The sequence below is a fragment of the Bacillus sp. PK3-067 genome (genome assembly GCF_056738645.1).
On sequence record NZ_CP096490.1, the window covers coordinates 3,848,569 to 3,874,110 of the forward strand.

22 protein-coding genes are annotated in these 25,542 nt (G+C 37.9%); all 22 read right to left on the reverse strand.

Features of this window, described 5'->3' with window-relative positions:
- Positions 1–2 precede the first annotated feature (2 nt).
- A complete protein-coding gene (locus M1D73_RS19675) occupies positions 3–314 on the reverse strand; it encodes a YlxQ family RNA-binding protein (protein ID WP_001286523.1) in 312 nt (103 codons plus the stop codon).
- Complete coding sequence (rnpM, locus tag M1D73_RS19680) at positions 315–587, reverse strand: RNase P modulator RnpM (RefSeq protein ID WP_000071127.1); 273 nt, start codon at positions 585–587, stop codon at positions 315–317.
- A gap of 11 nt (positions 588–598) precedes the next feature.
- Positions 599–1,705 carry a transcription termination factor NusA gene (gene nusA / locus M1D73_RS19685; protein ID WP_000102604.1) on the reverse strand — a complete coding sequence of 369 codons (1,107 nt, stop codon included), beginning with the start codon at positions 1,703–1,705 and terminating at the stop codon, positions 599–601.
- 17 nt (positions 1,706–1,722) lie between these two features.
- The gene (gene rimP / locus M1D73_RS19690) at positions 1,723–2,193 is read right to left on the reverse strand and encodes a ribosome maturation factor RimP (RefSeq protein WP_000359096.1); all 471 of its coding nucleotides are present in this window, start codon (positions 2,191–2,193) and stop codon (positions 1,723–1,725) included.
- Between the two features lie 336 nt (positions 2,194–2,529).
- Positions 2,530–6,831, reverse strand: coding sequence for a PolC-type DNA polymerase III (locus M1D73_RS19695; RefSeq protein WP_000060005.1), 4,302 nt, complete (start codon positions 6,829–6,831; stop codon positions 2,530–2,532).
- A 124-nt stretch (positions 6,832–6,955) separates the two neighbouring features.
- Positions 6,956–8,656, reverse strand: coding sequence for a proline--tRNA ligase (locus M1D73_RS19700; protein ID WP_000814299.1), 1,701 nt, complete (start codon positions 8,654–8,656; stop codon positions 6,956–6,958).
- 109 nt (positions 8,657–8,765) lie between these two features.
- Positions 8,766–10,022: an RIP metalloprotease RseP gene (gene rseP / locus M1D73_RS19705; RefSeq protein WP_001090243.1), complete on the reverse strand. Its 1,257-nt coding sequence runs from the start codon at positions 10,020–10,022 to the stop codon at positions 8,766–8,768.
- A gap of 17 nt (positions 10,023–10,039) precedes the next feature.
- Positions 10,040–11,182, reverse strand: coding sequence for a 1-deoxy-D-xylulose-5-phosphate reductoisomerase (dxr, locus tag M1D73_RS19710; protein ID WP_000790373.1), 1,143 nt, complete (start codon positions 11,180–11,182; stop codon positions 10,040–10,042).
- A gap of 23 nt (positions 11,183–11,205) precedes the next feature.
- On the reverse strand, positions 11,206–11,997 hold the full coding sequence (gene cdsA / locus M1D73_RS19715) for a phosphatidate cytidylyltransferase (protein WP_000813592.1): 792 nt from the start codon (positions 11,995–11,997) through the stop codon (positions 11,206–11,208).
- Positions 11,998–12,014: 17 nt separating this feature from the next.
- On the reverse strand, positions 12,015–12,791 hold the full coding sequence (gene uppS / locus M1D73_RS19720) for an isoprenyl transferase (protein WP_000971296.1): 777 nt from the start codon (positions 12,789–12,791) through the stop codon (positions 12,015–12,017).
- A gap of 85 nt (positions 12,792–12,876) precedes the next feature.
- Complete coding sequence (gene frr / locus M1D73_RS19725; RefSeq protein ID WP_000531501.1) at positions 12,877–13,434, reverse strand: ribosome recycling factor; 558 nt, start codon at positions 13,432–13,434, stop codon at positions 12,877–12,879.
- Positions 13,435–13,436: 2 nt separating this feature from the next.
- A complete protein-coding gene (pyrH, locus tag M1D73_RS19730) occupies positions 13,437–14,159 on the reverse strand; it encodes a UMP kinase (protein WP_000042668.1) in 723 nt (240 codons plus the stop codon).
- Positions 14,160–14,225: 66 nt separating this feature from the next.
- On the reverse strand, positions 14,226–15,113 hold the full coding sequence (gene tsf, locus M1D73_RS19735) for a translation elongation factor Ts (RefSeq protein WP_001018578.1): 888 nt from the start codon (positions 15,111–15,113) through the stop codon (positions 14,226–14,228).
- Between the two features lie 103 nt (positions 15,114–15,216).
- Complete coding sequence (gene rpsB, locus M1D73_RS19740) at positions 15,217–15,918, reverse strand: 30S ribosomal protein S2 (protein ID WP_000111485.1); 702 nt, start codon at positions 15,916–15,918, stop codon at positions 15,217–15,219.
- A 348-nt stretch (positions 15,919–16,266) separates the two neighbouring features.
- Entirely contained in the window at positions 16,267–17,046 is a 780-nt protein-coding gene (gene codY / locus M1D73_RS19745; RefSeq protein ID WP_000421290.1) for a GTP-sensing pleiotropic transcriptional regulator CodY, read from the reverse strand.
- A gap of 77 nt (positions 17,047–17,123) precedes the next feature.
- Positions 17,124–18,515, reverse strand: coding sequence for an ATP-dependent protease ATPase subunit HslU (gene hslU / locus M1D73_RS19750; RefSeq protein ID WP_000550078.1), 1,392 nt, complete (start codon positions 18,513–18,515; stop codon positions 17,124–17,126).
- Between the two features lie 22 nt (positions 18,516–18,537).
- The gene (gene hslV, locus M1D73_RS19755) at positions 18,538–19,080 is read right to left on the reverse strand and encodes an ATP-dependent protease proteolytic subunit HslV (protein ID WP_000526272.1); all 543 of its coding nucleotides are present in this window, start codon (positions 19,078–19,080) and stop codon (positions 18,538–18,540) included.
- 42 nt (positions 19,081–19,122) lie between these two features.
- Positions 19,123–20,022 (reverse strand): tyrosine recombinase XerC, encoded by a 900-nt coding sequence (xerC, locus tag M1D73_RS19760; protein WP_001101243.1) that lies wholly within the window; start codon positions 20,020–20,022, stop codon positions 19,123–19,125.
- Between the two features lie 65 nt (positions 20,023–20,087).
- Complete coding sequence (gene trmFO / locus M1D73_RS19765; protein ID WP_000213003.1) at positions 20,088–21,392, reverse strand: FADH(2)-oxidizing methylenetetrahydrofolate--tRNA-(uracil(54)-C(5))-methyltransferase TrmFO; 1,305 nt, start codon at positions 21,390–21,392, stop codon at positions 20,088–20,090.
- Positions 21,393–21,440: 48 nt separating this feature from the next.
- Positions 21,441–23,519 (reverse strand): type I DNA topoisomerase, encoded by a 2,079-nt coding sequence (topA, locus tag M1D73_RS19770; RefSeq protein WP_001286963.1) that lies wholly within the window; start codon positions 23,517–23,519, stop codon positions 21,441–21,443.
- A 144-nt stretch (positions 23,520–23,663) separates the two neighbouring features.
- On the reverse strand, positions 23,664–24,533 hold the full coding sequence (dprA, locus tag M1D73_RS19775; RefSeq protein ID WP_000818060.1) for a DNA-processing protein DprA: 870 nt from the start codon (positions 24,531–24,533) through the stop codon (positions 23,664–23,666).
- An 88-nt stretch (positions 24,534–24,621) separates the two neighbouring features.
- Positions 24,622–25,524, reverse strand: coding sequence for a succinate--CoA ligase subunit alpha (sucD, locus tag M1D73_RS19780; protein ID WP_000115178.1), 903 nt, complete (start codon positions 25,522–25,524; stop codon positions 24,622–24,624).
- Between the last annotated feature and the right edge of the window lie 18 nt (positions 25,525–25,542).

The following is a 25,542-nucleotide window of genomic DNA, read 5'->3' on the forward strand; positions in this document are numbered from 1 at the left end:
CTTCACCCCCGGTAATTTGTATCGAGCATGCTACGCAGCTTTTTCGCAAAGCCTTCATCTAACACAGCTACAACGACTCGCTCATCTCTCCCAATCGCATGCCCTAATTGTTGTCGATTTTCGACCTTTCTCATTGGTACGTTGTAGTACGTAGTTTTATCTGTGATGCGTTTTGTAGTATTTACTGACGCATCTTCAGATAGCAATACAAGTTTTGCTTTGCCACTTCGTACTTCTTTTAAAACGAGTTCTTCACCCGAAATAATTTTCCGAGCCCGGTTTGCTAGTCCTAAAAACGATTTCCAATCGGACACTTATTTCGACTCCTTCTCAACAAGCTCAAGAAGCTCTTCATATAAAGAACCGTCGATTTTCGCTTTTAGATGATGTTCCAAAACATTTTTCTTTTGAGCTTGAAGAATGCTCTCCTTGTCCTTCGACAAGTAAGCACCTCGTCCTGATTTTTTCCCAGTTAAATCAATGGACACTTCTCCCTCTTTGGAACGAACAATGCGAACGAGCTCTCGTTTTGATTTCATTTCTTGCGTTGCAACACATTTTCGTAACGGAACTTTTCGATTGCTCATACTCATCACCTCTATTCGATTTCGTCTTCCACTGAATCGAATCCAAATGCGATTACGCTATCTTCTTCTGTTACAATACCAAGTTGTTTCGCATCAGACTCACTCTTAATGTCAATTTTCCAGCCTGTTAATTTAGCTGCAAGACGTGCATTTTGTCCACGCTTACCGATAGCTAATGATAGCTGGTGGTCTGGAACAACTACTGTTGTCGCTTTTTCTTCTTCATCTACAAGTACTTTAACAACTTGTGATGGGCTTAATGCATTTGCAACATATTCAACTGGATCATTTGACCAGCGAACGATGTCAATTTTTTCACCTTTTAATTCGTCTACAATGCGTTGTACACGTTGCCCTTTTGGTCCTACACAAGAACCAACTGGATCAACATCAGTGTTCTCTGCATATACAGAGATCTTAGAGCGATCGCCAGCTTCACGTGCTACAGAACGAATTTCTACAGTTCCATCATAGATTTCAGGAACTTCCATTTCGAATAAACGTTTTAAAAGACCAGGATGTGTACGTGATACGTAAATTTGTGGTCCTTTTGTCGTTTTTTCTACTTTCGTAATGAATACGCGAATACGATCATGTGGTTTGTATTGCTCATTAGGCATTTGCTCACTTACAGGTAATAAAGCTTCTACTTTTCCTAAGCTTACATAGATGAAACGAGCATCTTGACGTTGTACAATACCTACCATAATATCTTCTTCACGATCACTAAACTCAGAGTAAATAACACCGCGCTCTGCTTCACGCACTCGTTGTGTTACAACTTGTTTTGCAGTTTGTGCTGCAATACGACCAAAGTCTTTTGGTGTTACTTCAATTTCTAGTACGTCACCATCTTGGTAGTTTGGATTAATTTGTCTTGCTTCCTCTACAGAAATTTCAAGACGTGGATCAAACACATTGTCTACTACGTCTTTACGTGCTAAAACTTGAATTGTTCCCACTTCTGGGTTAAAGCTCACACGAACGTTTTGTGCTTGATTAAAATTGCGCTTATAAGCAGAGATTAAAGCTGCTTCAATCGCATCAATAATAATGTCTTTGCTAATGCCTTTTTCAGATTCTAATACGAGCAAAGCATCTAATAACTCAGTGCTCATGAAGATCCCCCTTCTAACTAAAACGTAACAGCAAGTCGCGCATTTGCGACTTTATCCATCGAAATTTGGATTTCTTTTTTACGTGTTTTAATTGTTAATAATAATGTTATTGTTGTACCATCGTAAGAAAGCAATTTTCCTTCAAACATCTTTTCACCATCAATCGGCTCATATGTTTTAATTGCCACTTGTTTTCCTACCGCTTGCTGGAAGTCTTTTTCTTTCTTTAATGGGCGTTCCGCTCCAGGAGATGATACATCCAAAAAGTAAAGATGAGGAATTGGGTCCTCTTTATCTAAAGCTTCGCTTAAACGTTCACTTACCGCACCGCATTCTTCAATGTCGACTCCCTTTTCAGAATCGATGAATACGCGTAAGAACCAGTCTTGTCCTTCTTTCACATACTCTACATCTACAAGTTCAAGATTTAACTCTTCAACGATCGGCTGCGCAAATGCTTCTACAACTTCTGTGACTTTCTTATCCATAAACAGCCTCCTTCCTGCCGTCATGTACCATTTAAAAGAAGAAGACCCCGCCAATTTAAAAACGGTCTATCTTATTCTTTCTCGTTAGCTAACAAAAGCCCCTGCTGTTCAGCAGGGATTATCTGTCTTAGTATTACCAAATTTAAGAAGTAAAACTTGTAACAAAATATGTATATACGACAGAAATCTTTTACCTATCTACGTAGATAAAACATAGATAGTAACACGAAAGAGTGGGTTTCCCCACTCTTTTCTTTACACAATATACATGACATGGTTATCTCGGTTAATAGTATATCATAGGAAATGTTGATTTGCAAAGACTTTTCCTACCTACTAGAACAGTGATAACTGGTTTTGATCTGGTAAGTCTCCTAAACAACCTTGGCTATCTAAATACTCAATAATTGTTTTCGAAACCTTACTTCGCTGTTGCAAGTCTTCTTTTGATAAGAAGTCTCCATTTTTACGTGCTTCTACAATACTTAAAGCTGCGTTTGTGCCAAGACCAGGTACTGCATTAAATGGAGGGATTAATGTATCTCCATCAATAATAAATTCTGTTGCATGTGAGCGGTATAAATCCACCTTTTGGAATGAGTATCCACGCTCACACATTTCAAGTGTCATTTCTAGTACCGTTAATAAACTCTTCTCTTTCGGCGCAGCATCGAGTCCCTTTTGAGCAATTTCATCAATTCTTGCACGTATAGATGCTGAACCTTTCGCCATTGCCTCTACATCAAAATCATCTGCACGAACTGTAAAATATGCGGCATAGAATAACAGTGCAAAATGTACTTTAAAGTATGCGATACGTACAGCCATAAGTACGTAAGCAGCCGCATGGGCTTTAGGGAACATGTATTTAATCTTCTTACATGAATCAATATACCAACCTGGTACATTATTATTTTTCATGTCTTCTTCCCATTCTTCCGGTACACCTTTACCTTTACGAACCGACTCCATGATTTTGAAGGCTAATGATGGATCTAGACCTTGATAGATTAAATATACCATGATGTCATCACGACAACCGATAACTTCGCTCAGCGTACATGTACCGTTATAAATTAACTCGTTTGCATTACCAAGCCATACGTCGGTACCATGTGATAGTCCAGAAATTTGGACTAACTCTGAGAATGTCGTCGGTTTTGTCTCTTCTAACATCTGTCTTACGAATTTTGTACCAAACTCTGGTATACCAAGTGTACCTGTTTTACAGTTAATTTGTTCTTCCGTTACCCCTAACGATTCTGGACCAGAGAAAATTTTCATTACTTCTGGATCATCCGTTGGGATTGTTTTCGGATCAATACCACTTAAATCTTGTAACATACGAATAACGGTCGGATCATCGTGTCCTAGTATATCAAGTTTCAATAAATTATCATGAATCGAGTGGAAATCAAAATGCGTTGTTCTCCATTCAGCACCAATTGAATCAGCTGGATACTGTATTGGTGAGAAATCAAAGATATCCATGTAATCTGGCACAACGATAATACCGCCTGGATGCTGTCCTGTTGTACGTTTTACACCGGTACACCCTGCTACTAAGCGATCAATCTCTGCATTTCGAATCGTTAAGTTATGATCATTTGCATAACCTTTTACATATCCGTAAGCAGTTTTTTCCGCAACTGTACCAATCGTTCCTGCACGATATACATAGTCTTCACCGAACAGTACTTTCGTATAGTTATGGGCACGTGGTTGGTATTCCCCGGAGAAGTTCAAATCGATATCGGGTACCTTATCTCCTTTAAATCCAAGGAATGTTTCGAACGGAATGTCATGTCCATCTTTTACATATGGAATATTACAAGCAGGACATTCTTTATCTGGTAAGTCAAAACCAGAGCCTACAGAACCATCATTAAAGAATTCTGATTGCTTACACTTCGGACATACATAGTGTGGTGGTAATGGGTTTACTTCTGTAATTTCCATCATCGTTGCAACAAATGATGATCCTACCGATCCACGCGAACCTACTAGATATCCGTCTACTAACGATTTTTTCACAAGCTTATGTGAAATTAAATAAATTACGGCGAATCCATGCCCAATAATACTTTTTAATTCTTTTTCTAAACGTGCTTCTACAATTTCCGGTAGCTCTTCACCATAAATGCTACGCGCCATTTTATAACTCATATCACGCGTTTCATCATCAGCACCTTCAATTTTCGGTGTGTATAGATCGTCTTTTACTGGATGCACATCACCAATTAATGACGCAATCTTTTGTGTATTTGTTACAACAACTTCTTTCGCTTTATCTTCACCTAAGAATGAAAAACATTCTAACATTTCATCAGTTGTACGGAAATGTACTGGCGGTAATGAATGTCGATTTAACGGATTGGCTCCGCCCTGCGAACTGACTAAAATTTTACGATACATTGCATCCTCAGGGTCTAAATAATGCACGTTTCCTGTAGCAACAACTGGTTTATCTAACGTCTCACCTAGTTTTACTAAGTTAGAAATAATTGTTTTTAATTGACCTTCGTCTCGAACAAGTTCACGTTCTACTAAATGACGCAACACCTCTGGAGGCATTACTTCAATGTAATCATAGAACTGGGCAATTTCTTCTACCTCTTCAGGTGCCTTTTGCATCATTGCCTCGAAAACTTCACCTTTATCACAAGCCGTTCCTACTAAAATTCCTTCACGGTATTTTTTTAATAGTGACCTCGGCACACGTGGTACACGGTAAAAGTAATTAAGGTGAGAATATGAAACAAGTTTATATAAATTTTTCAATCCAACATCTGATGTGGCAAGTAACGTCATATGACTTGGACGGCCACGCTTATACGCATCCCCTTGTCCCATGCTATCATTTAATTGATCGTGATATTCAAATCCCTTTTCAATTACGTCTTTCAACATTTTCACAAGTAAATATCCCGTCGCTTCTGTATCATAAATCGCACGGTGATGTTGTGTTAATTCAATATCAAGTTTTTTACACATCGTATTTAATCGATGATTTTTCATTTCTGGGAATAAGAATCGTGCAAGTTCTAACGTATCAATAACGGGGTTATTCGTTTTTTCTAGTCCAGCCTTTTTAAAACCTACGTTAATAAAGCCCATATCAAAGCTCGCATTATGGGCAACAAGTGTATGGTCGCCCATCCATTCCTCAAACTTTTTAAACACCTCGTCCACTTCAGGTGCATCAGTTAACATATCATCTGTAATACCTGTTAATTCAATGATCGTCGCCGATAATGGTTGATGCGGATTTGCAAAAGATTCAAAGCGGTCAATAATTTCGCCACCCTTTACTTTTACAGCAGCCAACTCAATAACTGTATCGTATACAGCTGATAAACCTGTCGTCTCAACGTCGAAAACAACATACGTTTCCTCTGCAAGTAAACGATGCGCTTCGTTATATGCTATCGGTACACCATCATTAACTAAATTTGCTTCTACACCATATATAACTTTAACTCCAGCCTTCTTCCCCGCAGAATACGCCTCTGGGAAAGACTGAGCCACGGCATGGTCTGTAACCGCAATAGCCTCATGTCCCCATTTACCAGCTTGAGCAACAAGCTTAGAAACTGGAGTGACAGCGTCCATTTGACTCATCGGAGTATGGAGATGCAGCTCTACTCGTTTTTCGCCTTCTGGTGCTTTATCTTTACGAGACGGTCCTGTGATTTCATTAATATCATTTGCAATCATTACTAAATCTCGAACGAATGTATCGTTTTGAACAGAACCACGCGCTTTCACCCACATTCCTTTTTTCAAGGATTGCAGCATTGGAATATCTTCTTTGTCACGCGAGAACATTTTGATCATAATAGAATCCGTATAATCCGTTATTTTTAAAGTTAATAACGTACGTCCACTACGAAGCTCTTTTGTTTCTACATGGAAGACATATCCTTGAACCGTTTTTCTTCTTTCTTCATCTTGAATTTCTCGCATCGGTGTAATCTCTTCATCTGGCTTAATAAGATACCCGAGTGTAATCGGTCCTTCATACACAACGCTGCTTTCTTCAGCTTGCTTCTTCGCCATTTCTTCCATAGCTTGTATAACACGCTCGCGGTCTTCTTGCTGCGTTTGTTCACGAAACTTTTGCATTTCTTCTGTATTTTGCTGTATATGTGTGTCTAACTGAAAACGCGGGAATCCAAAAACTTCGTATTGATCCCCTACTGGTTTCGCAACGTTTTTCTTTAAAGCAGTAGACTCCAACTCGTTATTCACATTTATTAGCAACTTCACTCCATTCACCTGTGGAAGCTGCTTCTTTAAGTATGCGAACATAGGTGAAAATGTAATTCGTTCCGTACAAAGCGGCCAATACGCCCTCACTTCTTCTTCTGTAAATTGTTTATTCTCTGTTTCTAATGCAAATGTTGTTCTTGCAATATGAGAAAATGATTGCTTAAGCTTTGTTTCTAGCAATTCATATAATTCTGTAGGCAAAATACGTGGCACTTGTAAATCAAAATGCCAACTTTTATTCGCTTTATCAATAACGAGCCTTTCAATACCACCGCCTTGTAAATATTGATTTATAAGGTCGTCTGGTATTTGCAACTGCTGGAGCAAAATTTGAAATCGCTCTTGTTGTTCATTTGTTAAAGACATAAGCACTCTCCTTCCATTTGCTATTATAAATTGAAACGTACCACAAAGAAAGATTTCTCACCTCTTCTTTTACAAAATACGTTTACAAAGAAAGAGAAGGTACCCCATTACGAGGTACCTCTTCTTATTTTAAAATATTTGCAATATATGTCTGAAGTTCTTCTACTTTTACTTCTTCAGACTCACCTGTAGCACGTACTTTCACTTCTACAATACCTTCGTCTGCTTTTTTACCAACTGTAACACGAACTGGAAGACCAAATAAATCTGCATCTGCAAATTTAACACCTGCACGTTCTGCACGATCGTCTAATAACACTTCATAGCCTTGTTCTTGTAATGAGTTGTAGATATTTTCACCCATTTCACGTTGTGCATCCGATTTCATATTTACTGGAATTACATGCACATGGAACGGTGCTACAGCTTTTGGCCAAACTAAGCCGTTCTCATCGTTAAACTGCTCTGCAATTGCTGCCACTGTACGAGATACCCCGATACCGTAACAACCCATAATAAGTGGTTGTGTTTTTCCGTTTTCATCCAGGAATGTTGCGTTCATTGCTTCACTATAACGAGTTCCTAATTTGAATACATGACCAACTTCAATTCCGCGTGCAAAAAGAATTGTTCCGTTTCCATCTGGAGATTGGTCTCCTTCTTGGATGAAGCGTAAATCTGTATATTGACTTACTTTAAAGTCACGTTCTGGATTTACATTTACATAATGGAATCCTTCTTCATTCGCTCCTGAACATCCGTTAACAATTGATGCTACAGCATGATCAGCAATAATTTCGATATCACCTGTTACATTAATCGGTCCTAATGAACCAACTTCACAATTTAATAATGCTTTTACTTCTTCATGAGAAGCAAGCTCAACAACTGAAGCGCCGTATACATTTTTCACTTTCACATCGTTTACTTCGTGATCACCACGAACAAGTACCACTACTAATTTCTCATCTACTTTAAACACCATAGACTTAATGCACTTGTCAGCTGCAATGTTTAAGAATGCGGATACTTCTTCAATTGCTTTTTGGTCTGGTGTTGCTACTTTTTCAAGTGCTTTTTCTGCTTCGTCACTCTTCGTATACGTAGCTACAACAGGAGCCATTTCGATGTTTGCTGCATAATCAGATGTGTCAGAGTATGCAATTGTATCTTCACCAACATCAGATAATACCATAAATTCATGTGTATCTTTTCCGCCCATTGCTCCAGAATCAGCAATAACTGCACGGAAATTCAAGCCACAGCGAGCAAAAATGTTAGAGTATGCTTTATATAAACGATCGTATACTTCATCTAAGCTCTCTTGTGTAGCATGGAAAGAGTATGCATCTTTCATTAGAAACTCTCTTCCACGTAATAAGCCGAAACGAGGTCTTTGCTCATCACGAAATTTTGTTTGAATTTGGTATAATGTTAACGGTAATTTTTTATATGATTTCACTTCATCACGCACAAGATCCGTAATTACTTCCTCATGTGTCGCTCCTAATGCGAATTCACGAGCATTACGATCTTTCATACGCATTAATTCAGATCCGTAAGAATACCAACGACCTGATTCTTGCCATAATTCCGCAGCTTGCATAGCTGGCATTAATAATTCTACAGCTCCTGCGCGCTCCATTTCTTCTCGAACGATACGTTCTACTTTGTGTAATACTTTTAATCCAAATGGTAGAAAGCTATAAATACCAGAAGCATTTTGACGCATAAAACCTGCACGAAGTAATAGCTGATGACTCTTAATTTCAGCATCAGCTGGAACTTCACGTAATGTAGGACTGAATACCATACTTTGTTTCATTTATTTGCACCTCTTCATTTTACTCTTACACGCAGTAAAACCCCTCACCTCGAGTTAGGTGAGGGATTTTATTCTACGAGCTCTATTTCATTATAAGTTTCACTTTATTTTACAAGAAAAACTTACGAATGTCATTCCAAGTTACAACTAACATAAGTAACATTAATAATGCAAAACCAATAAAGTGAACCATTCCTTCTTTTTGGCGATCAATTGGTTTCCCTCGTAACGCTTCAATTAAGAAGAAGAATAAACGGCCACCATCTAAAGCAGGAACTGGTAATAAATTAAATAAACCAAGATTAATGCTTAGAACTGCAGCTAAACTTAGTACACGCGTAAACCCATAATCTACAACTTGATCTGTTAGATTATAAATTCCTACTGGACCTGATAACTCATTAATAGAAAATTGACCAGTTACTAATTTAACAAGAGATTCAAAAATTAGTTTCGTCCATTGGTACGTTTGTTCAAATCCTGATTTAATAGAACCCATTACTGTTTTCTCTACAGGAGAATACACACCGATTCTACCAACTTCGTCTTTTCCTTCTTTATCGAGTGTTGGCGTTACTTTCACATTAAACTGTTCATTATCACGCTTTACTTGTAACGTAATTTCTTTATTTGGGTTTTCACGTACAATAGTAACAACATCTTTCCATGTACTTGTGTTTTTCCCATCAATAGCTTGAATTGTATCATTCTCTTTCAATCCAGCTTGCTGTGCTGCACTGTTATCCATCACTTTTCCGACCATTGGTTTGTCAATAGGAACCCCTTGTACAAATCCAAGAATCACAAAAATAACAAATGCTAAAATGAAGTTCATTGCAGGACCCGCAAAGATTGTTAAAGCGCGTTGCCCTAGTTTTTTCGAGCCAAATTGTCTATTATACGGAGCAATTTGAATTTCTTCCCCCGCAGTAATAATACGAGCCTTTTCATTCACTCGGAATGTTTGAAGCTCTTCCTCGTACTCTTCATAGCCCGAAATTGTTAAATTATGCTCCAAATCAGCTTGTTCGACTTCAATAACACGAACATTTGGATACTTTTCATATCCATCAAAAACTAATTTCACAACTTCGTCTTTTTCATTTAATACAAGGCCAACCTTTTTCCCAGGCTTTAACTCAACTGTGTCCGCATCCTCGCCGGCCATTCTTACATAGCCACCAAGGGGCAGTAATCGAATCGTATACACCGTTTCATTCTTTTCAAATGAGAATATTTTCGGACCAAAACCAATCGCAAACTCGCGGCATAAAATACCTGCTCTTTTTGCGAAATATAGATGCCCTAGCTCATGGAAAAATACGAGTGCACCGAAAATTAATATAAAGGCAATCGCTGTATTCAATTCCATAACCACCTTTGCTAAATTTGTTCCATCACAAACCGTCTTGTGGCCGCATCAATTTCCAAAATTTCCTCTAAGCTCGGTCGTGCAATGACATTGTGATGGTTCATTGCTTTTTCAATGAGGTCTTCCACTGTTAAGAAACCAATTCTCTTTTGTAAAAAGGCTTCAACCGCTACTTCATTCGCTGCGTTCATTACAGCTGGCATACTTCCACCTGCTTTTCCAGCTTCATACGCAAAACGTAAACAACGGAATCGTTCTTGGTCCATTTTCTCAAAATGCAACGTCCCTATTTCCCATAAGTTTAACTGTTTTGTGTCTGAAAGAGGCAATCTATCAGGATATGTAAGTGCGTATTGAATTGGTACTCGCATATCAGGTGAACCAAGCTGCGCCATTACACTACGATCTTCAAATTCAACCATAGAATGGATAATACTTTCTTTATGTAAAACAACATCGATTTGCTCATAAGGGATACCAAAAAGCCAATGTGCTTCAATTACTTCTAGTCCCTTATTCATCATTGTAGCAGAATCAATTGTAATTTTCGAACCCATTGACCAGTTTGGATGTCGAAGCGCATCTTCTACGGTCACATGATGCAATTCATCCCTCGTTTTATCACGGAAACTTCCACCAGAAGCCGTTATAATAAGACGAGAAATTCTTTTTTCATTTTCACCATTCAAGCACTGAAAAATAGCCGAATGTTCACTATCTACTGGAAGTAACGAAACATTATGTTTTCGTGCTGCTTCCATTACAAGATGTCCTGCAGTTACTAACGTTTCTTTATTTGCAATTCCAATTGTTTTTTTCGCCTCAATTGCACGAAGTGTTGGTAACAACCCTACGCTACCTACAACAGCATTTACTACAATCTCCGCATCTGGATGTAATGCTACTTCTAAAAGTCCTTCACTACCATATACAATTTTTGTATTACCAGAAACAGATTGTAATTTTAAAACATCTTCCTCTCTTTGCACAGAGACGATTTGCGGAGAAAATTCTTGAATTACCTTTACTGCGTAGTCAATATTTTTCCCTACAGAAAAAGCAACGAGACGGAATTGGTCTGGGTGCGAGCGTAATACATCTAAAGTTTGTGTACCAATTGATCCGCTTGCACCTAATAAACTAATGTTTTTCATGACTCCAACCCCTCGTTCATTTATTAATTGTATTGTAATAAGAAGTAGAGAATTGGTAAAACGAATAACCAACTATCTGTTCGGTCTAATATACCACCATGCCCAGGTAAAATTGTACCTGAATCCTTTACGCCATAATGACGTTTAAAAGCAGATTGTACTAAATCACCAATTTGTCCAAAAATAGAAATGATAATTGTCAGCACAATTAAAATTACTACATTCGATTCGACTGGGAAGAACACGTTGTAAACAAGTGCCACAATAATTCCACAAACGATACCACCTAATGAACCTTCAATCGTTTTATTCGGACTAATTTCTGGCCACAATTTTCTCTTGCCCAATGCTTTTCCTACGAAATATGCGCCTGAATCAGTAGCCCATATAACAAATAATGCGCAAAATACATATTTAATTCCTAATATTCTCGTTTCATTTAAATATAAGAATCCCATTGCCACATATGTCGTTGCCATCAGTAAAAATGAAGCATTATCAAAAGTAAATGTATTCTTAGAAAGGACTGTATATGATAAAAGTAATAAAACAATCACAAATGTGATTTCCAATTTACCTAATCCAATCCATGTAAACAGTTCTGATGCACTACTTGGAATTAAAAGAATCCACAATAATACTGCAGCTAAAACTGTCGGTACTGAAATAAGCGTAAGCTTATTCATACGAATTAATTCATATAAACCTATAGAAGCAAGTGCATACACTAAAACCGTAAAAGGCACGCCACCGTATATTACGATGGGAATGAATAGCGCGGCAGCAACCACTCCAGTAATAATTCTCTGTTTCACTACCAAACCCTCTCTTTCTACACGCCTCCGAATCTGCGCCCTCTATGTTGAAAGTCAGTAATCGCATTTAGCAAATGTTCTTCTTTGAAGTCTGGCCAATACACGTCTGTAAACCAAAACTCCGAATATGCAATTTGCCATAACATGAAATTACTAATACGTAGCTCTCCGCTTGTTCGGATTAACAACTCTGGATCAGGTAAAGAACTCGTCATTAAGTAGGAGGAAAGCATTTCTTCACTTACCTCTTCAGAACGAATTTTTCCTTCCTCATTATCTTTCATCATATGTTGCACAGCAGAAACGATTTCATCTCGACTTCCATAGTTTAACGCGAAATTAAGAATTAATCCCGTATTCTCTTTCGTATCTTCCATGGCTTTCTCCATCGCTCTGCGTGTATGCGTAGGAAGACGATCTTTTTGCCCTATTACTCGGACTTGTACGTTTTCTTCAATCAATTCTGGTAAAAATGTACCTAGAAATTCTTCTGGAAGCTTCATTAAATAATCAACTTCCTTTTTCGGTCTTTTCCAGTTCTCAGTTGAAAAAGCATAGAGAGTTAACACTTTCACATTAAGTTTACTTGCAAATTTTGTAATTTTCTTTACAACTTGCATACCTTCATGATGTCCCGCAATACGAGGCATTGCTCTCCTCTTTGCCCATCTTCCATTCCCATCCATAATGATGGCAATATGTTCTGGGATATATCCTTTTTTCACTTCTTCAACGAGATGATCAAACGATGTGTCCTTTTTACCTTTAAAAAAAGGAAAGTTTTTAAACATCATTCATACCCTCCAGCAAGCAGACGTATGCCTAAAAGTGTAAAAAGACCCCCTTAAGAAGAGGGTCATATTTGCGAAGTTATCGCTATTACACTTCCATGATTTCTTTTTCTTTGTTTTTTGCGATTTCGTCAACTTTTGCAATATATTTATCTGTTTCTTTTTGGATATCTTCAGTATATCCTCTTAAATCATCTTCTGTAATCTCGCCAGCTTTTTCAAGCTTCTTAAGATCATCATTTCCGTCACGACGTACGTTACGAACAGCAACTTTTGCTTCTTCAGCATATTTTTTCACAACTTTTACAAGATCACGACGACGCTCTTCTGTTAGTGCAGGGAATGCAATACGAATTACAGTTCCATCATTAGAAGGGTTTAAGCCTAAATCTGCTTTTAAAATTGCTTTTTCAATATCACCGATAGAAGTTTTATCATAAGGTTGAATTACTAGTAAACGCGCTTCTGGAACTGTAATGTTCGCTAATTGCACAACTGGTGTTGGTGCACCATAGTAATCAACTTGTACCTTATCTAATACAGACGCGTTTGCACGACCAGCACGAACTGTTGCTAATTCACGAGAATAAGCAGCAACTGCTTTTTCCATTTTTTCATTTGAAGACTTCAATACTTGTTGTCCCATATTTATTTCCCCCTTACCACTGTTCCGATATTTTCGCCTAAAACGGCACGTTTAATATTACCTTTTTCCATAACTGAGAATACAATTAGTGGAATATCATTATCCATACATAGAGAAGAAGCTGTAGAATCCATTACACCTAAACCTTCTTTTAATACATCTAAGTAAGTAAGCGTTTCGTATTTTGTAGCCGTTGGATCAATAGATGGATCCGCATTATATACACCATCTACATTGTTTTTCGCCATTAAAATTACATCTGCTTCAATTTCTGCCGCACGTAATGCTGCTGTTGTATCTGTAGAGAAGTATGGATTACCTGTACCTGCTGCAAAAATAACAACACGTTTTTTCTCTAAGTGACGAACTGCTTTACGACGAATGTAAGGTTCTGCAACTTGACGCATCTCAATTGAAGTTTGTACACGAGTTTGAATTCCGATATTCTCCAAGCTATCTTGAAGAGCTAATGAATTCATAACTGTCGCTAACATGCCCATGTAATCTGCCCCTGCACGATCCATGCCCATTTCACTTCCAATTTTTCCACGCCAAATGTTACCGCCACCAACAACAACAGCAACCTCTACATCAAGTTCTGCAATTTCTTTTACTTGTTCCGCAACTGACTTAATAACAGTTGGGTTAATTCCAAATCCTTGCTCTCCAGCTAAAGCTTCTCCACTTAGCTTTAAAACGACACGATTATATTTCGGTTTACTCATAATGAACCTCCAATTGCTTACATCTTTATTTTAAAAAAGGGAACACAATGTGTTCCCTAATCTGTATTAGTTACTACCTTTTACTTGGTTCATTACTTCTTCAGCAAAGTTGTCTTCGCGTTTTTCGATACCTTCACCAACAGCATAGCGAACGAATCCTTTTAATGTTCCGCCTTTAGACTCAACGAACTGACGAACTTTCATATCAGGGTTTTTAACGAATGCTTGGTCAAGTAAGCAAATCTCTTCGAAGAATTTGCCTAGACGGCCTTCAACCATTTTCGCAACGATTTTCTCAGGCTTGCCTTCGTTTAATGCTTGTTGTGTTAATACTTGACGCTCATGCTCAACTTCTTCAGCTGTTACAGCATCGCGGTCGATGTATTTAGGGTTAACTGCAGCGATGTGCATTGCAACATCTTTAGCAGCAGCTTCATCAGTAGAACCTTCAAGAACTGTTAATACACCAATGCGTCCACCCATGTGTAGGTAAGCGCCGAATGCATCTGCATCAGTTTTTGATACGATTTCGAAACGACGAAGTGTAAGTTTTTCACCAATTTTAGCGATTGCTTCGTTGATGTGCTCTTCAACTTTTTTACCGTTTTCCATTGTTTGAGCCATAGCTTCTTCAACGTTAGCTGGTTTGTTAGTTAATAAGTGAGCAGCTAATTCTTTAATTAGTGTTTGGAAACCTTCGTTTTTCGCAACGAAATCAGTTTCAGAGTTTAATTCTAAGATTAAAGCGTCGTTACCGTTTGTTTCGATGAAAGTTAAACCTTCAGCAGCAATGCGGTCTGCTTTTTTAGCAGCTTTCGCAATACCTTTTTCACGTAAGAAGTCAATTGCCTTCTCCATGTCGCCGTTAGTTTCTGTTAAAGCTTTTTTGCAGTCCATCATACCTGCGCCAGTTTTTTCACGTAATTCTTTTACCATTTGAGCAGTGATTGCCATACTTTTCATCCTCCTAAAATATGTATTTATACCTTTTATAAAGGTGTTTATACCTTAAAAAAGGTGATAAAAGGCCGAACCCCTTATCACCTTTCCAACTTTGTTACGCAGTAACAGTTTCTTCACCTTGTTTTGCTTCAAGGATCGCGTCTGCCATTTTAGATGTAAGAAGTTTTACAGCACGAATTGCATCATCGTTTGCTGGGATAACGTGATCGATTTCGTCTGGATCACAGTTTGTATCAACGATACCGATGATTGGAATGTGTAATTTGCGTGCTTCAGCAACTGCAATACGCTCTTTACGAGGGTCTACTACGAATAATGCACTTGGAAGACCTTTCATATCTTTAATACCGCCTAAGAATTTCTCAAGACGCTCTAACTCTTTTTTAAGTTGAACAACTTCTTTCTTAGGAAGTACTTCGAAAGTACCATCTTCTTGCATTCTTTCGATGTCTTTAAGACGCTTGATACGCTTTTGGATTGTTTGGAAGTTTGTTAAAGTTCCACCTAACCAACGTTGGTTAACGAAGTACATACCAGCACGAGTTGCTTCTTCTTTAATAGCTTCTTGTGCTTGTTTTTTAGTACCTACGAATAAGATGTCTCCGCCTTCAGCAGCGATGTCGCGCATCGTTCTGTAAGCTTCCTCAACTTTTTTCACAGTTTTTTGTAAGTCGATGATGTAGATACCGTTACGCTCTGTGAAAATGTAACGCTTCATTTTTGGGTTCCAACGACGAGTTTGATGTCCGAAATGAACACCAGCTTCAAGCAATTGCTTCATAGAAATTACTGACATAATATAGTTCCTCCTAAATGGTTTTTGATATCCTCCGTTTACTTCATCTCTAAGCGAAACTACAAACGTAGCACCAACACTTAAATCAGTAAACGTGTGTACTTTGTACTGACACCACTGCTTACTATATCATACTGAAATATTACAATCAAGTCGAAAATGCGAACAATGTAAAACTTTCTTTGTTCATACTCGAATTCTAGTATTACCAACCTTCTTTTCTTTTAAGCAAAAAAGTAAATACAATTGATAGTTTTCCCAGAAAACACGCTTATGACACTTTTCACAAGCATCTTCTATCCATTGCACAAAAAAAACTCTCCTCAATTGAGGAGAGTTTTTTATAAATTAGTTTGTTTTTAATTTAGCAAGTTCTTGTAGAAACTTGTCGTTTAGCACTTTAATGTATGTTCCTTTCATACCTAAAGAGCGAGACTCAATAACACCAGCACTTTCTAATTTACGTAGTGCATTTACGATTACAGAGCGAGTAATTCCTACGCGATCAGCAATTTTACTTGCAACAAGTAAACCTTCTGTTCCATTTAATTCTTCGAAGATATGCTCAATTGCTTCTAACTCACTGTAAGATAATGAGCTGATTGCCATTTGAACAACAGCTTTACTACGCGCTTCCTCTTCGATTTCTTCTGCTTTTTCACGTAAGATTTCCATACCTACAACAGTTGAGCTGTACTCAGCAAGGATTAAATCATCATCTAAGAACTCTTGACCAAGACGAGCTAATACTAATGTACCTAGACGCTCACCGCCACCAACGATTGGTACGATTGTAGTTAAACCTTGACCGAATAATTCTCTGTTTTCTACTGGGAATGCTGTGTAAGCACTGTTCACATCTAAGTTTGAAGATGTTTCTGTAATGTTGAATAAGCTTTGTGTATATTCTTCTGGGAATTGACGTTCTGCAAGCATTTGCTTCATGCGTTCGTTTTCGATTTGTTGGTGAATTGCATAACCTAGTAATTTACCACGACGGCTAACTACGAATACGTTTGCTTCGATTACTTCACACATTGTGTCAGACATTTCTCTAAAGTTTACAGGCTTCCCTGCTGCGCTCTGTAATAACGCATTTAATTTTCTCGTTTTTGCTAATAATTCCATTTCAAAAGTTCCTCCTACATGTTACTCACATATTTTTTCATCACTTGGAAACTAGGGCGAGTCACCTGATGACACTATTACAAAATAAACTGGCTCACATCTTTATTTTTAGCAATTGTTGCTAATTTCTCCTCAACGTATTGAGGTGTTATCGTTATTTTCTCTAACGTAATTTCAGATGCTTCAAACGATAAATCTTCAAGGAGCTTCTCCATAATCGTATGAAGTCTTCTTGCTCCAATATTATCTGTATCCTGATTAACTTGATAAGCAATCTCAGCAATCTTACGAATAGCTTCGTCTGAAAATTCAATTTCTATACCTTCAGTCGCTAATAATGCCATATATTGTTTAATTAACGCATTGTCAGGCTCGATTAATATTTTAACAAAATCGTCTGTCGATAATTTTGTTAATTCTACTCGAATCGGAAATCTCCCTTGCAATTCCGGAATTAAATCCGACGGTTTAGACATATGGAACGCTCCAGCTGCAACGAATAAAATATAATCCGTTTTTACTGATCCGTATTTTGTCGCAACATTCGACCCTTCTACAATTGGCAGAATGTCACGTTGCACACCTTCACGTGATACATCTACGCTATTCGACTGCTTACCAGCAATTTTGTCAATTTCATCGATAAAAATAATCCCGAGCTGTTCAGCACGATAAACAGCCTCTTGTGTAACTTCATCCATATCAATTAAGCGCTGTGCCTCTTCATTTGTCAAGAGTTTTCTTGCTTCTTTTACAGAAAGTTTACGTTTTTTCGTTTTTTTCGGCATAAAACTTCCTAGCGCATCTTGGAAATTCATTCCCATTTGTTCCATGCCAGTTCCTTGTAACATATCAAACATGGAAGACTGTTGTTCAGTCACTTCAATCGATACAATTTCTTCTTCAAGAAGCCCTGCAGCAAGCTTTCTCTCCACATCTTGACGTTTCTTTTCGATTTCAACATCTTCTTGTGTATCAGACGTTTGATTCGAATTTTGAGCGCCTCCAAAAAGCATCTCTAATGGATTTTTGAATCCAGATTGCTTCTCCGGACTCGGCACTAAAATTTCAACAAGACGTTGATTCGCTTGCTCTTCTGCTTTATCTTGAACTTTCACTACCATTTCTTCTTTTACGATACGAACCGATGTTTCCACCAAGTCACGTACCATCGACTCTACATCTCTACCCACATATCCAACTTCTGTGAATTTTGTAGCCTCAACCTTAATAAAAGGTGCTCCAACGAGTTTCGCCATTCGTCGTGCTACCTCTGTTTTCCCAACACCTGTCGGTCCAATCATTAAAATATTTTTAGGCGCAATTTCGTCACGTAAATTTTCAGCTAATTTACTGCGGCGATATCGATTTCTCAACGCTACAGCAACCGCTTTCTTTGCGTCTTTTTGACCGATGATGTATTGATCTAATTTTTCCACAATTTGGCGCGGAGTAAAATGTAAATGCATATAAAATGCCTCCCTTACGATTCTACAATTCTTCAACAATTATGTTGTGATTCGTATAAACACAAATATCGCCAGCAATCTCTAAACTCGCTTTCGCAATTTGCTTCGCTGTTAAGTGTTCACTTGCATATTGCTTTAAAGCACGACCTGCAGAAAGTGCATAATTCCCACCAGATCCAATTGCTAAAATACCATCATCCGGTTCAATCACTTCTCCTGTACCTGAAACAAGGAGCATAGTTGTTTTATCCATGACAATGAGCATCGCTTCTAGCTGACGTAACATTTTATCGCCACGCCATTGTTTTGCCATTTCAACAGCAGCACGCTGCAAGTTGCCATTATACTCTTCTAATTTCCCTTCAAACATTTCAAAAAGAGTAAATGCGTCAGCAACTGATCCTGCGAAACCAGCTAAAACTTTACCTTGGAAAAGTTTACGAACTTTACGAGCTGTATGTTTCATTACAACAGCATTTCCCATTGTCACTTGGCCATCTCCAGCCATTGCACATTCTCCATTATGATGAACTGCAAATATCGTTGTAGCGTGGAAATTTCCCATAGAAAAAACTCCTTTATTTGTTTTTATAGCTTTTAAAGCAATTTATGCCCGCGGGTGATGCTTCATGTAAACAGAACGCAATCTTTCTTTAGAGACATGCGTATAAATTTGTGTCGTCGACAAATTTTCATGGCCTAATAGCTCCTGTACAGTACGTAAATCCGCCCCTTCATCTAGCATATGTGTAGCAAATGTATGCCTTAACATATGGGGACTTATCCGCATTGTCAGCGAAGCCTTTTTAATGAGTTCATTTAAAACATAACGAACCCCACGACTTGTTAGCGGTGTACCTTTCGCATTTAAAAATACCATATGAGAATCTTCGTCAGTCTTATTAACTAACTGTTTTCTCCCATTCTCTATATAAGTAATTAAAGAATCTTGCGCATAGCTTCCGAACGGAATATACCTTTGTTTTTTTCCTTTTCCCATTACTAAAATTGTTCCCACCGCAAAGTCAATATCGGTAAGTTGTAAATTGACACATTCACTCACACGGATCCCAGTCGCATACATCAACTCTAATAAAGCTTGATTCCTTTGACCTAATGGCGTTTCCGTGTCAGAAACTTCAAATAATTCCTCTAACTCTTCAGCATATAAAAACTTTGGGATTGACAATTCTTTTTTGGGGAGTGACGCAAGTGCAAACGGATTATCCTTTCGATAACCTTCACGCATCAAAAAACGATATAAACTTCGTAAGCTTGATACTTTTCTTGCGACAGATTTACGGGCTAACTTTTCATCGTGCAACGTCGTTAAGTACAAACGAACATCCGCGTATGTAACGTCTAAAAAAGAGGATATGCCTTCTCGTTCCATAAATTGCACAAAATGTTCTAAATCATTTTGATAACTTGCAATTGTATATTTTGAATAATTTCTTTCAATTTGTAAATATCCAACGAATAATTGTAACAATTTCTTCACATTCACACAACTCACCTCAATAAAGGCTACTAAATCGTATCACAACTTAGTAGCCTTTGCAAGAAATTTAACTAAATATTTACAAAATTTCGAATCGTTTCTAAAGCGCGTGCTGCGTACGCTTCATTTCGTTCTACTTTCTTTTTAATCTTCTTCTCTAACGGTGCAAATAGACCGAAGTTTGCATTCATCGGCTGGAAGTTTTTAGCGTTCGTTGCCGTAATGTAATTTGCCATGCTACCCATCGCAGTTACTGGCGGTAATACAACTGGCTCTTCACCTTGCACAAGACGCGCAGCATTAATTCCTGCTAATAATCCTGATGCTGCTGATTCAACATATCCCTCTACTCCAGTCATTTGACCAGCGAAGAATAAATCATCACGTTGTTTATATTGATATGTTGGACGAAGCAAATTAGGTGAATTAATAAACGTATTACGATGCATTACACCATAACGTACAATCTCTGCATTTTCCAATCCCGGAATTAACTGTAGCACTTCTTTTTGCGGTCCCCACTTTAAATGAGTTTGGAAACCTACGATATTGTATAAAGTTCCCGCTGCATCATCTTGACGTAACTGAACAACAGCATATGGCGTTTTCCCTGTTTTGGGATCTTCCAATCCAACAGGTTTCATAGGTCCAAATACTAACGTCTGTCTCCCTCTACTTGCCATAACTTCTACTGGCATACAACCTTCAAAGAAAATTTCTTTTTCAAACTCTTTTAAAGGCACTGTCTCAGCAGCAATTAGAGCCTCATAAAAACGATCAAACTCTTCTTCTGTCATTGGGCAATTTAAATATGCAGCTTCACCTTTGTCATAACGCGATTTTAAATACACTTTATTCATGTCAATGCTGTCTTTTTCTACGATTGGGGCTGCAGCATCATAGAAGTAGAAATAATCTTCTCCTGTTAATTCTTTCAATTTTGCAGAAAGATCAGGAGATGTTAATGGACCTGTAGCAATAATTGTCGGTCCCTCTGGAATATCTGTAATTTCTTCATTCATTACAGTTACATTTGGATGGTTCTTTACGTATTCTGTTACTTTAGCTGCGAACTCATGACGATCTACAGCTAAAGCACCTCCAGCTGGTACAGAGCACTCATCCGCCGCACGAATAATTACAGAATCCATTAAGCGCATTTCCTCTTTAATAACTCCAACTGCATTTGTTAAAGTGTTTGCACGAAGTGAGTTACTACATACTAATTCAGCGAATTTATCTGTGTGATGAGCTGGCGTTTGCCTTACCGGTCTCATTTCATATAATCTAACTTGGACACCACGTTTTGCAATTTGGTAAGCTGCTTCACTTCCTGCAAGACCTGCGCCAATGACGTTTACTACTTGTGTTGTCATTTATATCACCTTTCCTTTTCTTCCCGAAAAAAATGTGAGCAGTTACGCTCACATTTGTTGTTCTTCTTCATAATCGCACGAAATACATTGTACTTGCACGCCTTTTTTCAACTTTTTCTCTACAAGCATGCCTTCGCACTTCGGACACTTACGACCAATTGGCTTATCCCAAGATACAAAGTCGCATTCCGGATACGTACCGCACCCATAGAAAAGACGTTTCTTTTTATTACTACGGCGTTCAATAATTTGACCCTTATCACACTTTGGACAAGTAACACCGATTTCTTTCACAATCGGCTTTGTATTACGACAATCTGGGAAATTCGAGCAAGCCATAAATTTCCCGTATTTACCCATTTTAAAGACCATTGGGTGATTACATAATTCACAATCTTCCCCAGCTGGTTCATCTTTAATTTCCACTTCACGCATTTCTTTTTCCGCTTTTTCTAAACGCGGTTCAAAACCTACGTAGAAATCATCAACAATTTTTACCCAATTCGCATTTCCTTCTTCTACTTCATCAAGGCTTTGCTCCATATTGGCAGTAAATTCAATGTTAATAATTTCTGGGAAAAACTCTAAAATAAGTTCAATTACTATTTCACCAAGTTCAGTCGGAACGAAGCGTTTATTATCCAAACCTACATACCCACGCTTTTGAATTGTTTCAAGTGTAGGTACATATGTTGACGGTCTTCCAATTCCAAGTTCTTCAAGTGTTCTTACTAGGCGAGCCTCTGTATAACGCGGAGGAGGTTGTGTAAAATGTTGCTTTGGTTCTAAATCCTTTGAAAATACAGTTTCCCCTACTTCTAAAGGTGGCAACATCTTATCCTTTTCTTCAGCACCATCATCTTTTGACTCTACATACACTTTCATAAATCCTGGGAACTTTACAACCGATCCACTTGCACGGAACTGAACATTGTTATTAATGAGTCTCGCTGTCACAGTATCCATTATAGCAGACGCCATTTGACTTGCAACAAATCGCTCCCAAATCAATTTATATAATCGAAGTTGATCACGACCTAAGAAACTTTTTAGTTCCTCTGGCTTTCTCATTACTGAAGTAGGACGAATTGCCTCATGCGCATCTTGTGCATTTGACTTTTTCGTTTCTTTCTTCTTTTCTGTTCCTATGTATTCCGTACCATACGCTTCAGTGATGTAAGTACGAGCCTCTGTTTGAGCTGTTTCTGAGATACGTGTTGAATCAGTTCTCATATACGTAATAAGACCTACAGTTCCTTGTTTTCCAAGATCTATCCCTTCATACAATTGCTGTGCAAGCATCATTGTTTTCTTTGCTCGCATGTTTAACTTACGTGCTGCTTCTTGTTGCAAGGAAGATGTTGTAAACGGTAATGCAGGATTACGTTTTCGCTCTTTGCGCGTTACATTTTCAACTGAAAACGCATTGTCTTTCATCTGTTCAATTATTTCATTCACTTGCGTTTCATTTGTTAATTGAACTTTTTCACCATCTACACCGTAAAAGCTTGCTTCAAATGTGTCTTTTCCTTTTACAAATTCTGTTTTAATTGTCCAGAATTCTTCAGGTTCAAAGTTTTGAATTTCCCTTTCACGCTCGATGATTAAACGAACTGCTACAGATTGTACACGCCCTGCACTTAATCCTTTTTTTACTTTCTTCCATAATAAAGGACTAATATTGTAACCAACAAGACGATCAAGTATACGTCTTGCTTGTTGTGCATCCACTAAATCCATATTAATTGCACGAGGATGTTTAAATGATTCTTTGATTGCATCTTTCGTAATCTCATTAAACACAACCCGACAATCTGATTCAACGTCCACATTTAACGTATTCGCTAAATGCCAAGCAATCGCTTCCCCTTCACGGTCTGGATCGGCCGCGAGATAGACTTTCTTTGCTTTTTTCGCCGCTGATTTTAAATCTTTTAAGACGGGACCTTTACCACGAATGGTAATATACTTCGGGGTGAAGTTGTTCTTTACTTCTATCCCCATTTGACTTTTTGGCAAATCGCGAACATGTCCCATAGACGCGACAACTTTGTATTTTTTCCCTAAATATTTCTCAATGGTCTTCGCCTTAGAAGGCGACTCCACGATTACGAGGTAATCTGACATGCTAGTGCCTCCTTAAGAGGTGGATTCAAGTCTTCATTAATCTTATTGATTTCTCTTGTTTTTGTCAATCAAGAATGAATATACCATACAGTGCCAATCTACCATTTGTCAATAATTGTTTAATAAAAACATAAAAATATAAGGTTAATTTAAAATCTCTTCCAAGATATCTTCTGCATTTCTTACTAGTTTTGCTCCTTGCTGAATAAGATGATTCGTTCCCGATGCCCCCTCTACAAATATAGGTCCAGGAAGCGCAAACACCTCTCTATTTTGCTCTAACGCAAGGTCTGCAGTAATAAGTGTTCCACTTCTCGATTTCGCTTCTACAACTAAAACACCTTTACTTATACCACTAATAATCCGGTTCCTTTTTGGAAAATACCATTTTTTCGGTGCATAGTGCGGCGGATACTCTGTCAATAACAATATATATTCCTTCCACATTTCATATAAATGTCTATTTTCTTTCGGGTACATAAAAGACAATCCATGCCCTAATATCGCAATAGTCGGGCAATGATGCCTTACTGTAATCTCATGAGACATTGTATCTATCCCTTTTGCAAACCCACTGACAATAAGCCACTCTCTTTCTAATAAAGGGTGTAAAATAAACTTCAAACTCTCATAACCATATAATGATGGTTCTCTCGTTCCAACAACTGCTAATTTATTTACTTTATTCAGGAAATCTTTCTCTCCTTTTCCATATAAAACGAAGGGAGGGTCTTGTATTTCACGTAATAATTGCGGATAATCTTCATCCCATATCGTTATATAAAAAATACGATTTCTCTCTAAATAAGATATATATTGCGGAAGATTTGAATTTTGAAGAAATTTTACTAGTTCTGAAGATTTTTTCGAGGATATTCCAGTGTAGTGTTCCATTTGTTTTTCGTTAAAATTATATATGTTCTTTAATTCTGGATCGACATATAGTAGCCTCTCCATCGCTTTCCAATAATCTGCTAGCAAGTAATGAACATGTAATAATCTCTCTCTTTTCATCTTGATTCTCCTTACCCATAATTTTTATTATGTAAACAGAAAAAAGTGTAAAAAGACACCCTCAAGTAAGAAGGTGTCTTTCAACAGATTAATAGTTTTTACAAGTCTCAAATAAACCTTTTTCTTTTAAAACAGAGATTAGCGTTTCTCCCATAACTGCTGGAGTTTCAGCTACTTTAATGCCACAAGCTTCCATTGTTTTAATCTTTTCAGCAGCAGTTCCTTTACCGCCAGAAATGATTGCACCAGCATGGCCCATACGTTTGCCAGCAGGCGCTGTTTGACCACCAATGAAGCCTACGACAGGTTTTGTCATATTAGCTTTTACCCATTCAGCTGCCTCTTCTTCTGCTGTACCGCCGATTTCACCAATCATAATTACAGCATGTGTTTCTTCATCTTCATTAAATGCTTTTAACGCATCAATAAAGTCTGTACCGTTAACAGGGTCTCCGCCGATACCTACAGCAGTAGATTGGCCAATACCTTCTTGTGTTAACTGATGTACAGCTTCATAAGTTAATGTACCAGAGCGAGATACGATACCAACATGACCTTTTTTATGAATATATCCTGGCATAATACCAATCTTACATTCATCTGGTGTGATTACACCTGGGCAGTTTGGTCCAAGTAAACGTGTATGTTTACCCGCCATATATCTCTTTACGTTTACCATATCTAATACAGGAATCCCTTCAGTAATACATACTACTAAATCAATTTCTGCATCAACAGCTTCCATAATTGCATCTGCCGCAAAAGCGGGTGGAACGTATACAACTGAAGCGTTTGCGCCTGTTGCTTTCACTGCATCTTCTACTGTATCAAATACTGGTACACCTTCAATATCAGTGCCGCCCTTACCTGGTGTTACACCACCGACAATTTTCGTACCGTATTCAATCATTTGTTTTGTATGGAATAAACCTTGAGAACCTGTAATACCTTGAACAATAACTTTTGTATCTTTATTAACTAATACGCTCATTTTTCTCCCCCGCTTTCT

Coding starts and splice junctions, on each gene's coding strand:
- uppS (WP_000971296.1), bottom strand. CDS start 12,791: ATGATGTTTAAAAACTTTCCTTTTTTTAAAGGTAAAAAGGACACATCG.
- dxr (WP_000790373.1), bottom strand. CDS start 11,182: ATGAAAAACATTAGTTTATTAGGTGCAAGCGGATCAATTGGTACACAA.
- pyrH (WP_000042668.1), bottom strand. CDS start 14,159: ATGAGTAAACCGAAATATAATCGTGTCGTTTTAAAGCTAAGTGGAGAA.
- M1D73_RS19695 (WP_000060005.1), bottom strand. CDS start 6,831: ATGTCTTTAACAAATGAACAACAAGAGCGATTTCAAATTTTGCTCCAG.
- sucD (WP_000115178.1), bottom strand. CDS start 25,524: ATGAGCGTATTAGTTAATAAAGATACAAAAGTTATTGTTCAAGGTATT.
- rimP (WP_000359096.1), bottom strand. CDS start 2,193: ATGGATAAGAAAGTCACAGAAGTTGTAGAAGCATTTGCGCAGCCGATC.
- M1D73_RS19700 (WP_000814299.1), bottom strand. CDS start 8,656: ATGAAACAAAGTATGGTATTCAGTCCTACATTACGTGAAGTTCCAGCT.
- frr (WP_000531501.1), bottom strand. CDS start 13,434: ATGGGACAACAAGTATTGAAGTCTTCAAATGAAAAAATGGAAAAAGCA.
- rnpM (WP_000071127.1), bottom strand. CDS start 587: ATGAGCAATCGAAAAGTTCCGTTACGAAAATGTGTTGCAACGCAAGAA.
- rpsB (WP_000111485.1), bottom strand. CDS start 15,918: ATGTCAGTAATTTCTATGAAGCAATTGCTTGAAGCTGGTGTTCATTTC.
- dprA (WP_000818060.1), bottom strand. CDS start 24,533: ATGAAAAGAGAGAGATTATTACATGTTCATTACTTGCTAGCAGATTAT.
- hslV (WP_000526272.1), bottom strand. CDS start 19,080: ATGGGAAATTTCCACGCTACAACGATATTTGCAGTTCATCATAATGGA.
- topA (WP_001286963.1), bottom strand. CDS start 23,519: ATGTCAGATTACCTCGTAATCGTGGAGTCGCCTTCTAAGGCGAAGACC.
- hslU (WP_000550078.1), bottom strand. CDS start 18,515: ATGCATTTACATTTTACTCCGCGCCAAATTGTGGAAAAATTAGATCAA.
- codY (WP_000421290.1), bottom strand. CDS start 17,046: ATGGAATTATTAGCAAAAACGAGAAAATTAAATGCGTTATTACAGAGC.
- trmFO (WP_000213003.1), bottom strand. CDS start 21,392: ATGACAACACAAGTAGTAAACGTCATTGGCGCAGGTCTTGCAGGAAGT.
- nusA (WP_000102604.1), bottom strand. CDS start 1,705: ATGAGCACTGAGTTATTAGATGCTTTGCTCGTATTAGAATCTGAAAAA.
- tsf (WP_001018578.1), bottom strand. CDS start 15,113: ATGGCAATCACTGCTCAAATGGTAAAAGAATTACGTGAAAAAACTGGC.